The organism is Kribbella sp. (assembly GCF_035687465.1).
In the GTDB taxonomy this organism is placed as follows: Bacteria; Actinomycetota; Actinomycetes; order Propionibacteriales; family Kribbellaceae; genus Kribbella.
Genome location: NZ_DASRXP010000458.1, coordinates 1 through 14,981 on the forward strand (window position 1 = coordinate 1; position 14,981 = coordinate 14,981).

At 67.7% G+C, this 14,981-nt stretch carries 16 protein-coding genes; 6 read left to right on the forward strand and 10 right to left on the reverse strand.

Going from position 1 to position 14,981, the window contains the following annotated elements; all coding sequences use genetic code 11:
* Positions 1 to 223: 223 nt before the first annotated feature.
* Complete coding sequence (locus VFG33_RS23950; protein WP_325055183.1) at positions 224 to 616, forward strand: Imm7 family immunity protein; 393 nt, start codon at positions 224 to 226, stop codon at positions 614 to 616.
* 13 nt (positions 617 to 629) lie between these two features.
* Here the strand turns inward: VFG33_RS23950 and VFG33_RS23955 are convergent, their stop codons facing one another.
* Positions 630 to 1,382, reverse strand: coding sequence for a phytanoyl-CoA dioxygenase family protein (locus VFG33_RS23955; RefSeq protein ID WP_325055184.1), 753 nt, complete (start codon positions 1,380 to 1,382; stop codon positions 630 to 632).
* Positions 1,383 to 1,452: 70 nt separating this feature from the next.
* Here VFG33_RS23955 and VFG33_RS23960 point away from each other — a divergent pair, with 70 nt between their 5' ends.
* Positions 1,453 to 2,373 carry an AraC family transcriptional regulator gene (locus tag VFG33_RS23960; RefSeq protein WP_325055185.1) on the forward strand — a complete coding sequence of 307 codons (921 nt, stop codon included), beginning with the start codon at positions 1,453 to 1,455 and terminating at the stop codon, positions 2,371 to 2,373.
* Here the strand turns inward: VFG33_RS23960 and VFG33_RS23965 are convergent, their stop codons facing one another.
* The gene (locus VFG33_RS23965) at positions 2,374 to 2,970 is read right to left on the reverse strand and encodes a cob(I)yrinic acid a,c-diamide adenosyltransferase (protein WP_325055186.1); all 597 of its coding nucleotides are present in this window, start codon (positions 2,968 to 2,970) and stop codon (positions 2,374 to 2,376) included.
* Positions 2,971 to 3,020: 50 nt separating this feature from the next.
* On the opposite strand from VFG33_RS23965, the gene murA reads away from it, so the two are divergent.
* Together murA and fabV are read left to right on the forward strand one after the other, a co-directional pair.
* The gene (murA, locus tag VFG33_RS23970; RefSeq protein ID WP_325055187.1) at positions 3,021 to 4,307 is read left to right on the forward strand and encodes a UDP-N-acetylglucosamine 1-carboxyvinyltransferase; all 1,287 of its coding nucleotides are present in this window, start codon (positions 3,021 to 3,023) and stop codon (positions 4,305 to 4,307) included.
* 70 nt (positions 4,308 to 4,377) lie between these two features.
* Positions 4,378 to 5,565: an enoyl-[acyl-carrier-protein] reductase FabV gene (fabV, locus tag VFG33_RS23975; RefSeq protein ID WP_325055188.1), complete on the forward strand. Its 1,188-nt coding sequence runs from the start codon at positions 4,378 to 4,380 to the stop codon at positions 5,563 to 5,565.
* A 35-nt stretch (positions 5,566 to 5,600) separates the two neighbouring features.
* Here fabV and VFG33_RS23980 read toward each other — a convergent pair whose 3' ends face one another.
* Positions 5,601 to 6,149 (reverse strand): CGNR zinc finger domain-containing protein, encoded by a 549-nt coding sequence (locus VFG33_RS23980; protein WP_325055189.1) that lies wholly within the window; start codon positions 6,147 to 6,149, stop codon positions 5,601 to 5,603.
* A 73-nt stretch (positions 6,150 to 6,222) separates the two neighbouring features.
* Between VFG33_RS23980 and VFG33_RS23985 the strand changes: the two genes are divergently transcribed.
* Positions 6,223 to 7,464 (forward strand): MFS transporter, encoded by a 1,242-nt coding sequence (locus VFG33_RS23985; protein WP_325055190.1) that lies wholly within the window; start codon positions 6,223 to 6,225, stop codon positions 7,462 to 7,464.
* Here the strand turns inward: VFG33_RS23985 and VFG33_RS23990 are convergent.
* From VFG33_RS23990 to VFG33_RS24020, 7 genes are all read right to left on the reverse strand, one after another.
* Complete coding sequence (locus VFG33_RS23990; RefSeq protein WP_325055191.1) at positions 7,451 to 9,952, reverse strand: DEAD/DEAH box helicase; 2,502 nt, start codon at positions 9,950 to 9,952, stop codon at positions 7,451 to 7,453. The genes VFG33_RS23985 and VFG33_RS23990 overlap by 14 nt on opposite strands.
* Before the next feature lie 103 nt (positions 9,953 to 10,055).
* Positions 10,056 to 10,670: a hypothetical protein gene (locus VFG33_RS23995; protein WP_325055192.1), complete on the reverse strand. Its 615-nt coding sequence runs from the start codon at positions 10,668 to 10,670 to the stop codon at positions 10,056 to 10,058.
* Entirely contained in the window at positions 10,667 to 11,179 is a 513-nt protein-coding gene (locus VFG33_RS24000) for a SigE family RNA polymerase sigma factor (RefSeq protein WP_325055193.1), read from the reverse strand. The genes VFG33_RS23995 and VFG33_RS24000 overlap by 4 nt, the downstream gene beginning before the upstream one ends.
* Before the next feature lie 76 nt (positions 11,180 to 11,255).
* Positions 11,256 to 12,095, reverse strand: coding sequence for an ATP-grasp domain-containing protein (locus tag VFG33_RS24005; RefSeq protein WP_325055194.1), 840 nt, complete (start codon positions 12,093 to 12,095; stop codon positions 11,256 to 11,258).
* A 138-nt stretch (positions 12,096 to 12,233) separates the two neighbouring features.
* Positions 12,234 to 13,355 (reverse strand): CU044_5270 family protein, encoded by a 1,122-nt coding sequence (locus VFG33_RS24010; RefSeq protein WP_325055195.1) that lies wholly within the window; start codon positions 13,353 to 13,355, stop codon positions 12,234 to 12,236.
* The gene (locus tag VFG33_RS24015; RefSeq protein ID WP_325055196.1) at positions 13,352 to 13,993 is read right to left on the reverse strand and encodes an RNA polymerase sigma factor; all 642 of its coding nucleotides are present in this window, start codon (positions 13,991 to 13,993) and stop codon (positions 13,352 to 13,354) included. Before VFG33_RS24015 ends, VFG33_RS24010 begins: the two co-directional genes overlap by 4 nt.
* A 99-nt stretch (positions 13,994 to 14,092) precedes the next feature.
* Positions 14,093 to 14,425, reverse strand: coding sequence for a hypothetical protein (locus tag VFG33_RS24020; protein WP_325055197.1), 333 nt, complete (start codon positions 14,423 to 14,425; stop codon positions 14,093 to 14,095).
* A 123-nt stretch (positions 14,426 to 14,548) separates the two neighbouring features.
* On the opposite strand from VFG33_RS24020, the gene VFG33_RS24025 reads away from it, so the two are divergent.
* Positions 14,549 to 14,881, forward strand: coding sequence for an STAS domain-containing protein (locus VFG33_RS24025; RefSeq protein ID WP_325055198.1), 333 nt, complete (start codon positions 14,549 to 14,551; stop codon positions 14,879 to 14,881).
* Positions 14,882 to 14,981: the final 100 nt, after the last annotated feature.

The window sequence follows — 14,981 nt, forward strand, 5'->3', positions numbered from 1 at the left end:
CGCGGTGGCACCGGCCCGCCATCTGGCGGCACCCCGCGAGCGCCCACCGGCGGGACCCGGTCGGGCCCGTCCGCTGGATGGCCGCTGGGGAGTCTGCTCATGAATCGAGTGTATGTTCGAATACACTCCGACACAAATCGAACACTCTCGGAGACGCTGATCAAGCTGACGATGCCGCTCAAGGGGCGGTTTGCCTGACACCGGTTGGGCCTAGCTTGGTCAGATGTACGAAGCGCACGGGTGGTTCAAGCTCCGCGAATCGGCCTCGGAAGAAGGCGAGGATGATCGTCTACTGGAGCAGGGGATCGCGGCCGTGCGCGCCTTCATCGACACCAACGAACACCCCAACATCAGGCCACGACTCGAGGTCATGAACGGAACGTATTACGTCATGGTCGACTGCGACACGAACCGCCGTGTGGGCCGCGGCGAGTGGATCGACGAATTGCTGGCCATGATCGCTACGCGTCTGCCCGGGTCGTTTGGTCTGCTCTATGAACTAGACGAAGAAGCAGGCCCCGCCGCTGCCTATGCCGTCACGGTCCTCACGCGCGGCCGGCTGTCCCAAACAGCCGACCCCTTCCTGTCACCTCTGATCCCAACCACCGAGGACTAGGTGCGGCCGGTCGTTACCAAGGGTGGGGGAAGTGGGAGCCGTTGAGTGGGGAACCGGGGGTTAAGGCGAGCGGGTCGGTTACCACGTGGGGCTGGCCGGTGTAGGTGGTGTTGCGGTCCATGTAGATGTTGACGTGGGCGAAGCGGGGTTGGGCCGTGGTGTTGGGGAGGGCCATGTGGCCGGTGTAGCCGCTGTGGAAGGTGCAGTCGCCTGCCTTGAGCGGCACGGTGACTCGGGGGGACCAGCGGAGGTCGGGGGCCATAGTGAAGAGGTCTTCTTCGTTGCTGAGGTCTTGGGGGAGTAGGTCGGTACGGGTCTGGGTGCCGGGGAGGAAGGTCATGCAGCCGCGTTCCGGTGGAACGTCGGCCAAGGCGATCCAGGCTGACAGGGGGAGGCGGTCGTTGGCGTGGGGCCAGTAGGGGCGGTCTTGGTGGAAGTGGGTCGCGGCGTTGCTGTTGGGTTCCTTGACGAGCATCTGGTCGTGCCAGAGGCGGAGCGGGAATCCGGCGAGCTGTTCGGCGATGTGGGCGACGCGGGGGTGGAGCGTGAGCTCCCGTAGTACGGGGTCGTGCTGCCAGACGTTGACGAGTTGGCTGAAGATGGCGTCGTGCTGGAGGCGGTCGGCTCGGTGCTTCTCGAGGTAGTCGGCCGCGTGGGTGCCGTAGAGGTCGACTTCCGCTGCGGCGAGGATTGAGGGGACTCGGACGAATCCGTTCTCGCGGTAGGAGGTGATGAGTTCGTCGGATACTTGATCGGTGATTTCCATGTGATCCAGCGTGGTTTGTGTGCCTCGTTGGGGACAGAGCGATCTGGACCGGTAGTCGTACGATTCGGACATGCCGGAGACGTTGCACGAGGCGGAGTTGTTTCTTGGTGGACCTGTTTGGGGTGGGGTGCACAGGTTGGCCGCTGAGGTTGAGCCGCATGCGCATGACTTTCTGGAGATCGCGGTGATCGGCCCGGGTGGCGGGCGGCATCAGACGAGCCTGGGGGAGCGGGCGGTGCGACATGGGCAAGTTGTCGTACTGCGGCCTGGCGCGTGGCACGCGTTTCGTCAGTGCCGGGACCTGGTGGTTGCCAATTGCTGTGTCTCGGCGCTGGCGCTGCACTCGGAACTGTCAGCGCTGCAGCAGATACCGATGCTGAGGGATCTGCTGTGGACGGGGCCGGTCGCGCGGGCTCCGCATGGGGCGGCGATCACGCAGATCGCGCCGGCCGCGGCCGATGAAGCGATCGCCGAGATCGCTCAGCTCGAGCGCGACCTCGCCGCGAGCGGCCCGACAAGCGGTGGCACGCGCGGCGGCGCCAGCGGTGGCGCGAAGGACGGTGTAAGCGGTCGTGGTGGTGCGGGGCGGGTGCTGGGGCGGTTGGTGATGGTGTTGGGGATTTTGGCTGATGGGCGTACTGAACAGCCGGTGGGGCAGGAGCGGCGGGTGCATGGGGCTGTGGCGGCGACTGTTGCGCGGTTTGAGGTGGGGCTTGCCGAGGACTGGCGGTTGGACGAGGTTGCCGCGGCGGTCAGCTTGGACCCGGCGTACCTCAGCAGGCTGTTCAGGCGTGATACCGGGTTGAGCCCGTTGGGATTCCTGGGCCGGCTGCGGGCCGAGCGAGCCGCCAGCTTGCTTGCGCAGACCGATCTCCCGGCCGCGCGAGTGGGTGCTGCGGTTGGCTGGGACGATCCGACGTACTTCGCTCGCCGCTTCCGCAGCCTCGTCGGCTCCACGCCCACGGAGTACCGCGCCCGCAGCCGCCGCTGACTACTGCTGCTGCTGCTTGTCGCGGTCGCCGCCGGGGACCCAGAGGACGTCGCCGCCGGAGGAGAGGTTGGCTACTCGGCCGAGGATGAAGAGGAGGTCGGAGAGGCGGTTCAGGTAGGTGAGGGCGAGGAGGTTCACCGACGGGCCGTGGGCTTCCACCGCTGCCCAGCCGGCTCGTTCCGCGCGACGTGTGACTGTGCGGGCCACGTTCAGGTACGCGGCGCCCGGCGTACCGCCCGGGAGGATGAAGGAGCGGAGTTTGGTCAGACGGCTGTTGTACTCGTCACACCAGCCTTCGAGCCGGTCGATGTAGTCCTGGGTGATGCGCAGGGGCGGGTACTCCGGGTCCGGCGTGATCGGGTTGCACAGGTCGGCACCCACGTCGAACAGGTCGTTCTGGATCCTCGTCAACAGCACCACCAGGGAACTGTTGAGGTAACCGCCTGCGATGGCGACGCCGATCGAGGAGTTGGCCTCGTCGACCTCCCCGTACGCCACCAGGCGGGGATCGGTCTTCGTGGTCTTGCTCATATCGCCTAGGCGGGTCTCGCCGGCGTCTCCGGTCCGGGTATAGATCCGCGTCAAGTTCACAGCCATGTCACGGCACTCTACGCAAGGCTGAGATCGCCGCCCGATACAGTCAGCAGGTGGAACGGTTTCGGATCGCGGGTGAGGCACGGCTCGAGGGCTCGGTCGAAGTGGCAGGCGCGAAGAACAGCGTGCTGAAGCTGATGGCGGCCGCGTTGCTGGCTGAAGGAACGACGACGCTCCGCGGGGTGCCGAGCATTCTGGACGTCACCTTCATGGCCCAGTTGCTGGACACCCTGGGCTGCTCGGTGAAGGTCGACGCGGAGGCCGGTACTGCGACTGTCGCGGTGCCCGGGGAGATCGGGCACCAGTGTGACTACGAGCTGGTCCGCAAGCTGCGGGCCTCGATCTCGGTGCTCGGACCGCTGCTGGGCCGGTGTGGTCAGGCCGAGGTGGCGCTGCCGGGCGGTGACAACATCGGGTCCCGCGGGCTGAACATGCATGTGGCCGGCCTGGAGGCGATGGGCGCCAAAGTCCATATCGAGCACGGTTTCGTGATCGCCGAGGCACCGCAGGGCCTGCACGGTGCCGAGGTCTGGCTGGACTTCCCGAGCGTCGGCGCGACCGAGACGATCATGATGGCGGCGGTGCTCGCCAAGGGCACCACGGTGATCGAGAACGCGGCTCGTGAGCCGGAGATCCAGGACATCGCCGCGATGCTGGTCGAGATGGGCGCGCAGATCGACGGTGCCGGGTCGCCGCGGATCGAGGTGACCGGGGTGGACGGGCTGTTGCAGCCGGTCGACCACACCGTCGTACCGGACCGGATCGTGACCGGCAGCTGGGCGTTCGCCGCGGCCATCACCAAGGGCGACATCACCGTCACGAACGGTCAGGCGCATCACCTCGAACTGCCGCTGGACAAGCTGCACAAGGCCGGCGCCGAGATCACCGTGACGAAGCCGGGACTGCGCGTGGTGATGAATGACCGGCCCCGGCCGGTGGACGTGGTGACGCTGCCGTACCCGGGCTTCGCGACCGATCTGCAGGCCTTCGTGATCGCGATGAACGCGATCAGCGACGGTGCCGCGATGGTGACGGAGAACCTGTTCGAGGGCAGGTTCATCTTCGCCCAGGAGCTGACCCGCCTCGGCGCCCACATCCAGACCGACGGCCACCACGCCGTCGTACGAGGTGTGCCGCGGCTGTCGGGTGCGCCGGTGGTCGCCAGCGACATCCGCGCCGGTGCCGCTTTGGTGATCGCGGGTCTTGCGGCCGAGGGCGAGACGTTGGTCTCAGCCGCCCACCACGTGCACCGCGGCTATACCGACTTCGCGGGCAACCTCCGCCGCCTCGGCGCCGACGTCACTGTCGAGCCGGACGACGCGGAACTGTACTGGAACTGAGGCGGCACTTTCCCGGCACTCATTCGGAACTCTCGGCCGGTCGGACGGATTCGCGGGTTAGGGTCCTGGCATGAGTGAGCGCGTAGTCAAGCCAGTAGGCCGTGGATTCCTGTTCCTGGACTCGCATCCCGCGGGCTGCGAACGACTGGTCAGGGAGCTGACGGCGCAGGTCGAGGCCCGTACTCCGGACGCCAGGCCGGTCGCACTCGTGGTCGGGTCGAGCTCGGGATACGGGCTGGCGGCGACTGTTGCCGGGCTGGCGCGCTACGGGATCAACGGCGTCGGTGTCTCGTTCGAGAAGGCTGCGACCGTACGCCGGACCGCCACGGCGGGGTGGTATCGCACCGCGGCGACCTCCGCCTACGCGGAAGAGCTGGGCCGGGAGTTCCACTTCGTCAATGCGGACGCGTTCGCCGACACGACGAAGGCGGAGGTGCTCGACCTCGTTGCTGAGCGGTTCGGGGGAGTGGACTACCTGATCTACAGTGTCGCCGCGCCGCGCAGGGTCGATCCGCGCACCGACACCACATACCAGTCCGCGATCAAGGCGATCGGGCAGCCGGCGCAGACCAAGAGCCTTGCCTACGACGGCGGCGAGCCGGTGCTCCAGGAGGTCGGAATCGACGTCGCTACCGATGACGAGGTTGCCGAGACCGTGCAGGTGATGGGCGGCGAGGACTGGACGCGCTGGGTGGATGCGTTGGAGGAGCGGAAGCTGCTCAACGATGGATTCAGCACCGTGGCGTTGACGTACATCGGTTCGGAGCTGACGGGGCCGATCTACCGGCAGGGCTCGATCGGCGCGGCCAAGGCTCATCTGGAGGAGACCGCGCGCTCTCTCAGCAAGCGGGACGGCGTGCTGGCGCGGACGTCCGTGAACGGTGCCGCGGTCACGCAGGCGTCGTCCGCGATCCCGGGCATCGGGCTGTACGTGAGCCTGCTGCACAAGGTGCTTGGTGAGCAGATGCAGACGCCGATGCAGCAATCCATCGCGTTGTGGGACCAGCTGACCGGCGCTGTGGAGCCAGAACTCGACGAGGACGGCCGCATCCGCCTGGATCGCTGGGAGCTGGCCGCGGACGTGCAGGCCGCAGTACGGGAGCAGTGGGAGGCAGTGACACAGGAGAACATTGCTGATGTCGCTGACACCGTCTGGTTCTACCAAGAAGTGCGGCGGCTCTACGGCTTCGATGTGGACGGCGTGGACTACGAGCAGGCGACCGACGTCGACGTGGAGTGGCCCACCAGCAAGGCCTAGCTGCGGGCCCCTGTTGCTAGACCTGTTTGCGGACGCTAGTTGCGGGCGCGGTACTGACGCATCTTGTTCCTGCTGCCGCAGAGCGCCATCGTGCACCAGCGGCTTCGGCCGGCTGGGCTGCGGTCGTAATAGACCCAGCGGCAACTGTCCGCCGCACACGCTTTGAGTCGTGGCCACGTGCCGTCGACGACCGAGGCCGCTATGTCCGCAGCCATTCTCGCTACCAGCGCGCCGAGACCATTGAGCCCCTCGGCGGGCTGAACGGCAGCGCTGCCATCGACGCCCAACACCAGTCGTAAGTGCGCCTGAGCCAGCAGCCGGTCCAGGACGACTCCCGACGCGGCCGGTGTGTCCACCCCTGCGTGGGCCTGGCACACATCACGCAGCGCTTCGCGGAACTCCAGCGCTTCCGCCAGATCCTCGGCGTTGAACTTCAGTCGCAGCCCGTGGGCGGCCGCGAAGTCCGTCAGGTCCGCAGGGGAGCGCAGCTGATCGCGCTCCATCTCCAGGTCGACCGTGTTCGCCAGATCCTGCACGAGCACCAGCGGCTCCGGGGCCGGTGTGCGTTCTCCTGGCTGGATCACAGTTGCGAGGTTACCGCTTTATGGGCATGATTCGGTAACGCTGTTACCGGATGACGGGGAGATAGAGGTAACGATGCTGAGCAAGGACCGGGACTTCCGGCGCTTCTGGGCGGGCCACACGGTTTCCGCGGTAGGTACACAGGTGACAGCAGTCGCCTTACCGCTGACGGCGGCCATCACTCTCGACACGGGAGCGGCCGGAGTCAGCGCGATCGCGACGGCGACCTACCTGCCGAGTGCTGTGCTCCCGCTGCTCGCGGGGCACTGGCTGGAGGGCCGCCGCAAGCGTGGCGTGATGGTGATCGCCGACGTACTCCGGGCGCTCGCGCTGGCGGCCGTTCCGATCGCCTGGGCGCTCGACAGCCTGAGCTTGTCGCTGCTGGTCGTCGTTGCCTTGGTTGTTGGAGCTGCAAGCGTCGTGTTCGACATCGCTTCCTTTGCCTACCTCCCGGACTTCGTGGCTGAGGAGGAGCTGCCGGCGGCCAACAGGGCGCTGCAAGGCTCGTCCACAGCAGCGCAGGTTGGTGGGCCTGGGCTGTCGGGTCTGCTGGTGCAACTGTTCGGCCCTGCCGTTGCTCTGGCCGTCGATGCGGGCTCGTACGTCGCTAGCGCCTTGGGCGTGGCGGCGGCCCGAAGGCCGGAGGCCCGCCCGGCGGTCGAAGGGGGGCCAGTGGCGGCAGTCGCGGGGAAGGCGGGTTTGTGGGAGGGAGTGCGGCAGATCAAGGTGAGCCCCTTCCTGCGTTCCTTGACGGCTCATGCCGCGCTCTACAACGCTTCCGCGCAGATCCTGGTCGTCAATCTGGTGATCATGGCGGTGAAGGATCGCGGTCTCTCCGCCGGCGGTTACGGCCTGGCCCTGAGCGCCGGGGGAATCGGCGCCTTCGTCGGGGCGATGCTGGGTCTCCGCCTAGCGAAGAGACTCGGCTACGGCCGGGCCTTCGGCGCGTCCCTCGTCCTGTCGACCGGTCTACCGCTGCTACTGGCCTTGCTGCCTGGCCGCGGAGTCCTGTACGGCGCACTCCTCGGCGCAGTGCAGTTCGGCGCGGGCATCGGGCTCGGCAGCGCGAACGTGTTGTCCGTGACGATCCGCCAGCTCCTCATCCCGCGCAGCACCCTTGCCCGCAGCAACGGGGCGTACCGGACCTTCACGTACGGCGTACTCCCGGTCGGGGCGGCTCTCGGCGGAGTACTGGGCGCCACCTTCGGGACGACGGCGGCGGTGGCCGTCGGCAGCATAGGTATTGCACTGTCGGCTCTGCCGATGGCCGCAAAGGAGATCCGTTCGTTGCAGACCCCGGTGGCTACAGGGGCTTGAACGACACCATTTCGAGGACGAGGTCGCCGGCTTCGTCGGAGGCGTCCAGGTCGATGGTGGCGTTGATCCGCCAGTCGTGGTTGCCTTCTGGGTCGTCGATGATCTGCTGGACCTCCCAGTAGCCCGGGTGCTCCTCGACCATGAACAGGCCGGGTCCACGAGCTGCCGGTCCGGTGCCGAGTGACGAGTGTTCCGCGTAGTACGCAGTACCGGCTTCTGCCCAGCGGCCCGCGTCCCAGCCGGAGTCGTTGTCCAGCTGGCCGAGCTCGGCCCAGCGGTGCAAGGAGACCAGCTCGACCCGGCGGAACATCGCGTTGCGGACCAAAACGCGGAAAGCCCTGCTGTTCAAGGTGATTCGGCGCGGGCCGACCGGGACCGGCGCGACAACTTCGTCGGTCGTAGGGTTGGTCAGCTCTTCCCACTCGTCGAGCAGGCTGGAGTCGGTCTGACGGACCACTTCGCCGAGCCACTCGATCAGGTCGGTGAGATCCTCATTCACCTTGTCCGGCGGCACGGTCTGCCGCAGCGCCTTGTAGGTGTCGGAGAGATAGCGCAGCACGACGCCCTCGGAGCGCGCGAGGCCGTAGTACTGGATGAACTCGCCGAACGTCATGAACCGCTCGAACATGTCCCGGACGACGGACTTCGGCGACAACCCGGTGTCCGCGATCCACGGGTGCGTCTGCCGGTACATGTCGAAGGTTGCCTCGAGCAACTCTTCCAGCGGCTTCGGCCAGCTGATCTCCTCGAGCAGCTCCATCCGCTCCTCGTACTCGATGCCGTCGGCCTTCATCGAGTTCACGGCCTCGCCCTTGGCGTGATGCAGCTGCGCGAGCAGGACGGGACGCGGGTCCTCGAGGATCGCCTCGATGATCGAGACGACGTCGAGCGCGTACGTCGGGTCCTCGGGGTCGAGCAGGTCGAGCGCCGCCAGCGCGAACGTGGACAGCGGCTGGTTGAGACTGAAGTCCTTCTGCAGATCGACCGTCAGCCTGAGCGATCGGCCGTTCTCATCGGGCTCGTCGAGCCGCTCGACGACGCCGGCGGTGAGCAGCGTGCGGTAGATCTGGATCGCGCGGCGGATCAGGCGGAGCTGCGCGCGGGAGTCCTCGTGGTTGTCCTGCAGCAGGTGCCGCATGCTCGCGAACGCGTCGCCGTCGCGGGCGATCACGTTCAGCAGCATCGCGTGGCTGACCCGCATCCGCGACTGCAGCGCCTCCGGCTCGGCCGCGACCAGCCGGTCGAAGGTGTCCTCGCCCCAGGTGACGAACCCCTCCGGCGGCTTCTTCCGTTGCACTCGGCGCTGCTTCTTCGGGTCGTCGCCGGCCTTGGCCATCAGCCTGACGTTCTCCACGACGTGATCCGGCGCTTGCACGACAACGGTGCCAGAGGTGTCGTATCCGGCGCGGCCCGCGCGACCGGCGATCTGGTGGAACTCGCGCGCCTTGAGAATGCGCTGCCGGCGTCCGTCGTACTTGCTCAGAGCCGTCAGCAGGACCGTGCGGATCGGCACGTTGATCCCGACGCCGAGGGTGTCAGTGCCGCAGATGACCTTCAGCAGGCCGGCCTGCGCGAGCTGCTCGATCAGCCGCCGGTACTTCGGCAGCATGCCCGCGTGGTGGACGCCGATCCCGTGCATGATCAGTCGCTGCAACGTCTTGCCGAAGCCCGGGCTGAAGCGGAAGTGCCCGATCAGCTCCTTGATCTTGTCCTTCTCCTCCTTCGTCGCCACGTTGATGCTGGTCAGCGCCTGGGCGCGTTCCAGGGCAGACGCCTGCGTGAAGTGGACGACGTACACGGGGGCCTGGTGCGTCACCAGGAGCTCGGCGAGCGTCTCGTGCAGCGGCGTGGTGACGTACTTGTAGATCAGCGGAACGGGTCGCTCGCCGGACGACACGATGGAGGTCGGGCGGCCGGTCCGGCGGTTGAGGTCGATCTTGAAGCGCTCGACATCGCCGAGCGTCGCCGACATCAGGATGAACTGCGCCTTCGGCAGTTCCAGCAACGGCACCTGCCAGGCCCAGCCGCGGTCGGGTTCGGAGTAGAAGTGGAACTCGTCCATCACGACCTGGCCGACATCGGCCGCATTGCCTTCGCGGAGGGCGATGTTCGCCAGCACCTCGGCGGTGCAGCAGATGATCGGGGCGCCGGCGTTGACCGAGGCGTCACCGGTGAGCATGCCGACCTTGTCCGCGCCGAAGATGTCGCAGAGGGCGAAGAACTTCTCCGACACCAGCGCCTTGATCGGGGCGGTGTAGAAGGTCCGGGTCCCGTTCGCGAGGGCCGCGAAGTGCGAACCGGTGGCGACCAGGCTCTTCCCGGACCCGGTCGGGGTGGACAGGATCACGTTCGACCCGGTCATCACCTCGATCAGCGCTTCCTCCTGCGCCGGGTACAACGAGATCCCCTGTTCGCCCACCCAGCGCGCGAACGCGTCATACAGGTCATCGGCTTCAGTGGTCCCCGGCAGCATCTCGGTCAGCGTCATCCCCACCATTGTCCCGCATCCGCACACGACCGGGCACAACCGCTCCGGGAGGCGCCATGCGGCTCCCGAAAGACGGCTGTGCCGGCTCGTTGTGCGCTGTCGGTCAGCCGGCGCCTGCCTGTGCCTTGGCCGTGACGGTCACCGAGGTGGCGAACTCGACCAGCTCTTCGTCGGTCAGGCCGAGCTTGGTCGCGGCCTGGATGACGATCTTGTTGTCACTGCCGTCGGAGTAGTAGAGCTGAGCGGCGGTGGGGTCGACCTTCGTGATCGTGCCGGGTCGGCCGTTGACCTCGACCGCCTTGCCGTCGGGGATGACCCCCTGGTCCTTGGACTGCAGGCTCACGACGAGCTTGCCTTCGTAGGAATCGAGCGGGGTCTTGTCGTCGGGCCGGGCGACGTCGAGGCTGTAGGAGTTGGAACCCTGCAGGACGAAGCCCTCGGGCACCTTCCCGACGGTGAAGCCGGGCAGTTGGGTGCCGGTGTAGGCGACCAGGTCGAGCCCGGTGGACGCCGGACCCTGCGACGGCTGACCGGCTGTGAAGGCGACCGCCGCGACGGCGACAGCGGCAGTGGCTCCGAGGCCGGTGACGCCGCGACGGAAGTGGCGGCGCCGCTGCGCTGCCCGGCCGCGGAGCAGATCGCCTCGGACGATGTCATCGGGTGCTGGTAGCTCGCCGTCAGTGCCGAGGCCGGCGAGCTGATCGATGACGTTGCTCATGAGAGGTCTCCTTTGGGTGCGGTACTGACAGATTCGTTGTCGAGGGCGTCGCGCAGTTTGGCGATACCTCGAGCGGTCTGACTCTTGACGGTTCCGGTGCTGCAGCCCAGTGCCGTGGCGGCGTCCTCGACGCTCAGGTCCTCGACGTGCCGCAGGACGACCGCTGCCCGCATCCTGGGGGGCAGTGTGGCCAGGGCGGCGAGCAGGTGGGTGTCGTCCGTGTCGGCGCTCCGACGTGCGGCGGCGTCGGGCAGCGACGCAACGGCACGCTCTCGGCGTACGAAGGGACGGCGTCGGTGGTCGATGAACGCGTTGACCAGGACGCGCCGGGCATAGGCCTCGACATTGCCGGACCGCGCCCGTCCCCAGGCGAGGTAGAGGCGGACCAGCGTGCCCTGGACGAGGTCCTCAGCCAGGAACGTGTCCCCTGCTGTCAGCGCGGTCGCAGTGCCGACCAGGTGACTGCGACGGCCGCGAACGAACATCTCGAACTCGTCGTCGTGTTTCACGGGCGCCTCCATGAGGCTGTTGGTTGCATACCCCTACAACGGATCCGGGTGTCGCCGAGGTTGCACGGCTGACCGGTCAGAACAACGCGGTGATGAGTGCGGAGGGGTCGCGAGAAGAAGGCCAGTCGCTGACCTGGGCGTCGCCTAGTTCGACTATTCGCAGGGCGCCGTCTGTACGGCGGACCAGGTCGACCGCGACGAAGGGGAGATGCAGGGTGGCCACCAGTGGTTCCACCTCGACCAGGTCCAGGCCTTCGGGGAGTTCGTCGGGGGTGTCGGGGTGTGGGGTGATCAGGGCGCAGCGGCCGCCGACCCACCAGGTTCTTGCCTCGGGGCCAGTGAACTCCTCGAACCGGCGCAACACGAAGCCGCCGGCGAACGAGTCATCCCGCAACTCCAGGAACCGCTCGGCGACCCGGCGCACGGCGGCGGCATCCGCGACATCCGGGATGTACGCCGCCTCGTCCCAGTGGTGCGTGGCATGCCCCTCGAAATCACGCGGTACGAAATCCCGCAGTACCGCGGGTCCGCCGCCGAACTGGTTCGCGAGAGCGCCGAGTGCCTGGAGATCCGGGCCTTCGGTCCACACCGACTCGGGAGTCGCCGGGCGGAGTTCGTGGTACCAGCCGGGCAGTTCGTGGGCCGCGCGGTATTCGTCGGCATTGGTCCGCAACGTGACCCCGCGATCCGCGAGTGCCTTGGCGAATCCGTCGTACTGGGTGGTCGTCATCATCCAGCCGCGGTACACCGCATCCTCACCCGCAGGCACTCCGGCGACGGCCAGATCAGGCCGGTCGAGCGCGTCGTGGTCGATCCGCGCCACGGTGATCCCGCGCTCCCGCGCAGCATCAGCCTGCCCCGCGAAATGCGGATCCACCCGCCGCGGATTCAACGGATCCCCCGGTACCAGCAACATGCCCCGAATTGTCCCCGTCCCGGGACGGCCCTGCCCCCCAATTCCGCGCGCCCCTGCCCCAGCGCCCCGGTTTCGTGCCCGTGCGCTCCCAGCCGCAGGGCTGGGAGCGCATGGCTTCTCACCGTAGAGAACAGAAGGTCAGCGGATCTTGGCGGGCGGGATCGTCGGGTTCTCGTTGGTCCAGCCGGAGGCGAGCTGAGTGGTGCTGACGTTCTTGCCGCCGGTGTTCGTGCTGCTCAGCAGCTTGCCGGTCTTCGGGTCGATGATCAGCTGGATGGTCTGGCCCTGCTGGGGGAAGTCGAACGTGATCGACGTCCCGGTCCTGCCCTGCAGATCGGTGACGTTCGTCTTGACGACGGCGCCGGGCAGGCCTGCCAGCAGACGGAGGCCGGCTGCCCGCGTCTTCGGCGTAGCCGGTGTCGACAGCAACAGTTCCGAGGTCATTCCGACCAGGTACGAGGTGTTGTCGGCCCCGGCAGCACGAGCAGCCTTGTCCTTGAGCAGCCGGTCGCGAAGCGCGTCCGGCGTGGTGGGTAGCGCGAGGATCTCAGCCTGGCCGACACCGAGCTCACCGAGGGCGTAGTACCGGTCCGCGTCGCCCTTCAGCTCCGTCAGCCGCCCCTTGCCGGGCTTGGACGAAATGATCAGGTCGTGCTGGTCCGCGGAGTCGGTCGGTCCGAGGTTCCAGCTGGTCGGCGAACCCGCGGCGCGCCACTTCGCCTCGTCGGCCGGCGTCGCGGGGTGGGCGCCGAGCTTGCGGGCGCCGTTCCAGGCTGTCCCGCCTGCCTTTCCGGTCCAGGTCTCGCTGATCGACAGCTCTTCCAGCGTGTAGTTCAAGCCGTCCTTGCGGGCTGGGTACTCGCGGCTCAACACGGTGCGGACGCGGAAGTACTTGCCGGCGGTCGCCTCAGCGCGCTCCTGCTGGGCTGCAGCGACCAGCAGGATCTGGCTCGCAGTCACCGGGGCCTCGGGCGAAGTCGTGCTCTGGTCGGGGGAGCCGACGGCCGGGGGCTGGGAGGCGCCTGGGTCGGCGTCAGGAGTTAGCAGCGGTACGCCGAGAGCGACGACGGCGACCGTTGCGGCAGCTGTGGTGAGGCCGATCCCCAGTCGGACCGGGGTGAATCCCGCGGGCAGACGGCGGCGCCGCGTGCTCTCTGCGCGGGCCAGGTCCTGGAGCTGGGTCCGGGCGAGCTGGGTGGCCTCGGGGGTCGGGGCCGGCTGGTTCGGGTAGGCGTCGCGGATCTGGTCGAGCTCGTTCATCGGGTTTCCTCGCTGGAAGTCGGGTCGGTGTGGCTGAGGCCTTCGCGGACTACGCGGCGGGCCCGGGAGAGGCGGGAGCAGACGGTGCCGTAGGCGATGCCCAGGGCGGCGGCGACTTCCTCGTAGCTGAGTCCGCCGAGGGCGACCAGCATCAGGACCTCGCGGTCCTTGTCGGAGACCTTCGCGAGGGCGGCGGCGAGTTCCGGGCCGGCGCCCTGCGCGGTGACCTGTGCCGCGATCCGGTCCTCGTGGCCGGGGGTGCTAGTGGTCAAAGGCAGCTTGGCGCCGGCCCGCCAGGCCCTGACCTCGTCGCGGCGGTGGCGCCGGATCAGGTTGGTGGCGATGCCGTACAACCAGGCACGGACGACCCCGGCCTGGCTGTCGAACTTGGCCCGTTGCCGGAAGGCCACCAGGAACGTCTCGGCGGACACGTCGTCGGCGATGTCCTTGCCGAGGCGGCGAGCCACGTAGGCATGCACCTGGGAGAAGTAGCGGTCGAAGATCTGGGTGAACTGGTCGGGTTCCCGGATCGACAGCTGGATCAGCCGGCTGTCATCGGCAAAAGTGTCCGGGAACGGGGCCGGGCCGGCGGCATGCTCCGCCGGTCGGGGTAGGGACAGAGCGAGGTCGGGCGTCATCGAACTCCTCGGGGTGGTTGGTTCTACCCGTTCTTGTCCGATGTCCCCGCAACCCTTCTCGCCCGCGCCGGTTCGCCACCATTGACGCGTGCCGGAGGGTCAGGAGGTCTTGAGAGCCTCTCGTGCGGCCGCCTCGTCGGCGGGCCAGACGTAGACGGACCAGCCGTCCGTGGTCCGTGCCGCGGTGGCGCGGATCTGCCTGCTGTTCAGGAGCGAGACGGTCCGCCGGGCGTCGGCGTACGAGCTGGAGGTCTGGACGTCGATCAGGAGTCCGAAAGTGTCGCGGGCTGCAGGGGAGTAGTCAGTACGGCGCACCAGGGACCCGCCCTTGGCGTCGGTGAACGCCCAGCGCAGCAGAAGCACCACGCAACCGATCAGCGCGATGGCCACGATCGGGAACAGGAAATACCGGTCCGCGAACACGAACACCATTGTCTCGCGAAATGGAAGGTCCCGAGGTCTTGGCAACCTTCCGTGTCCCCAGGGAGTCTTTACCAACACACGCTGCAGTGCGGCCGATACTCGGGGGCCGCCGGAAGAGCGGAGGGCACGGACATGCTCGCACCGACCCATGAAGCAGCCAAGAACAAGGAGAACGTGGTCCGGCTGACCGGACTCCTGGACGTCCGCTCGGTCGGCGACGTCCGCCAGACCCTCAATCAGCTGATCGACGATTCCGACGGCGACGTGATCGTCGACCTGGGCGAGGTCGACGCTCTCGACGCCACCGGACTCGGACTACTGGTGGCGACCCACCGGCGGACCCAGTTGCTCGGCCGGCAGCTGGTACTACGGCACCCGCTGCCCTCGGTGGTCCGCATCCTCGCGGTCACCCGCCTGCACCGGATCCTGCACGTGGAGCGCACCCCACTGCCGCTCTCCGCCTGACCCAGGCGCCGTTGGGCGCGGAGATGGGACCACTGGGCGCAGAACACTCGCGAGAAGCACGGCTCATTCGCTAGAACTAGGCAGGACATCCCACCTCCCG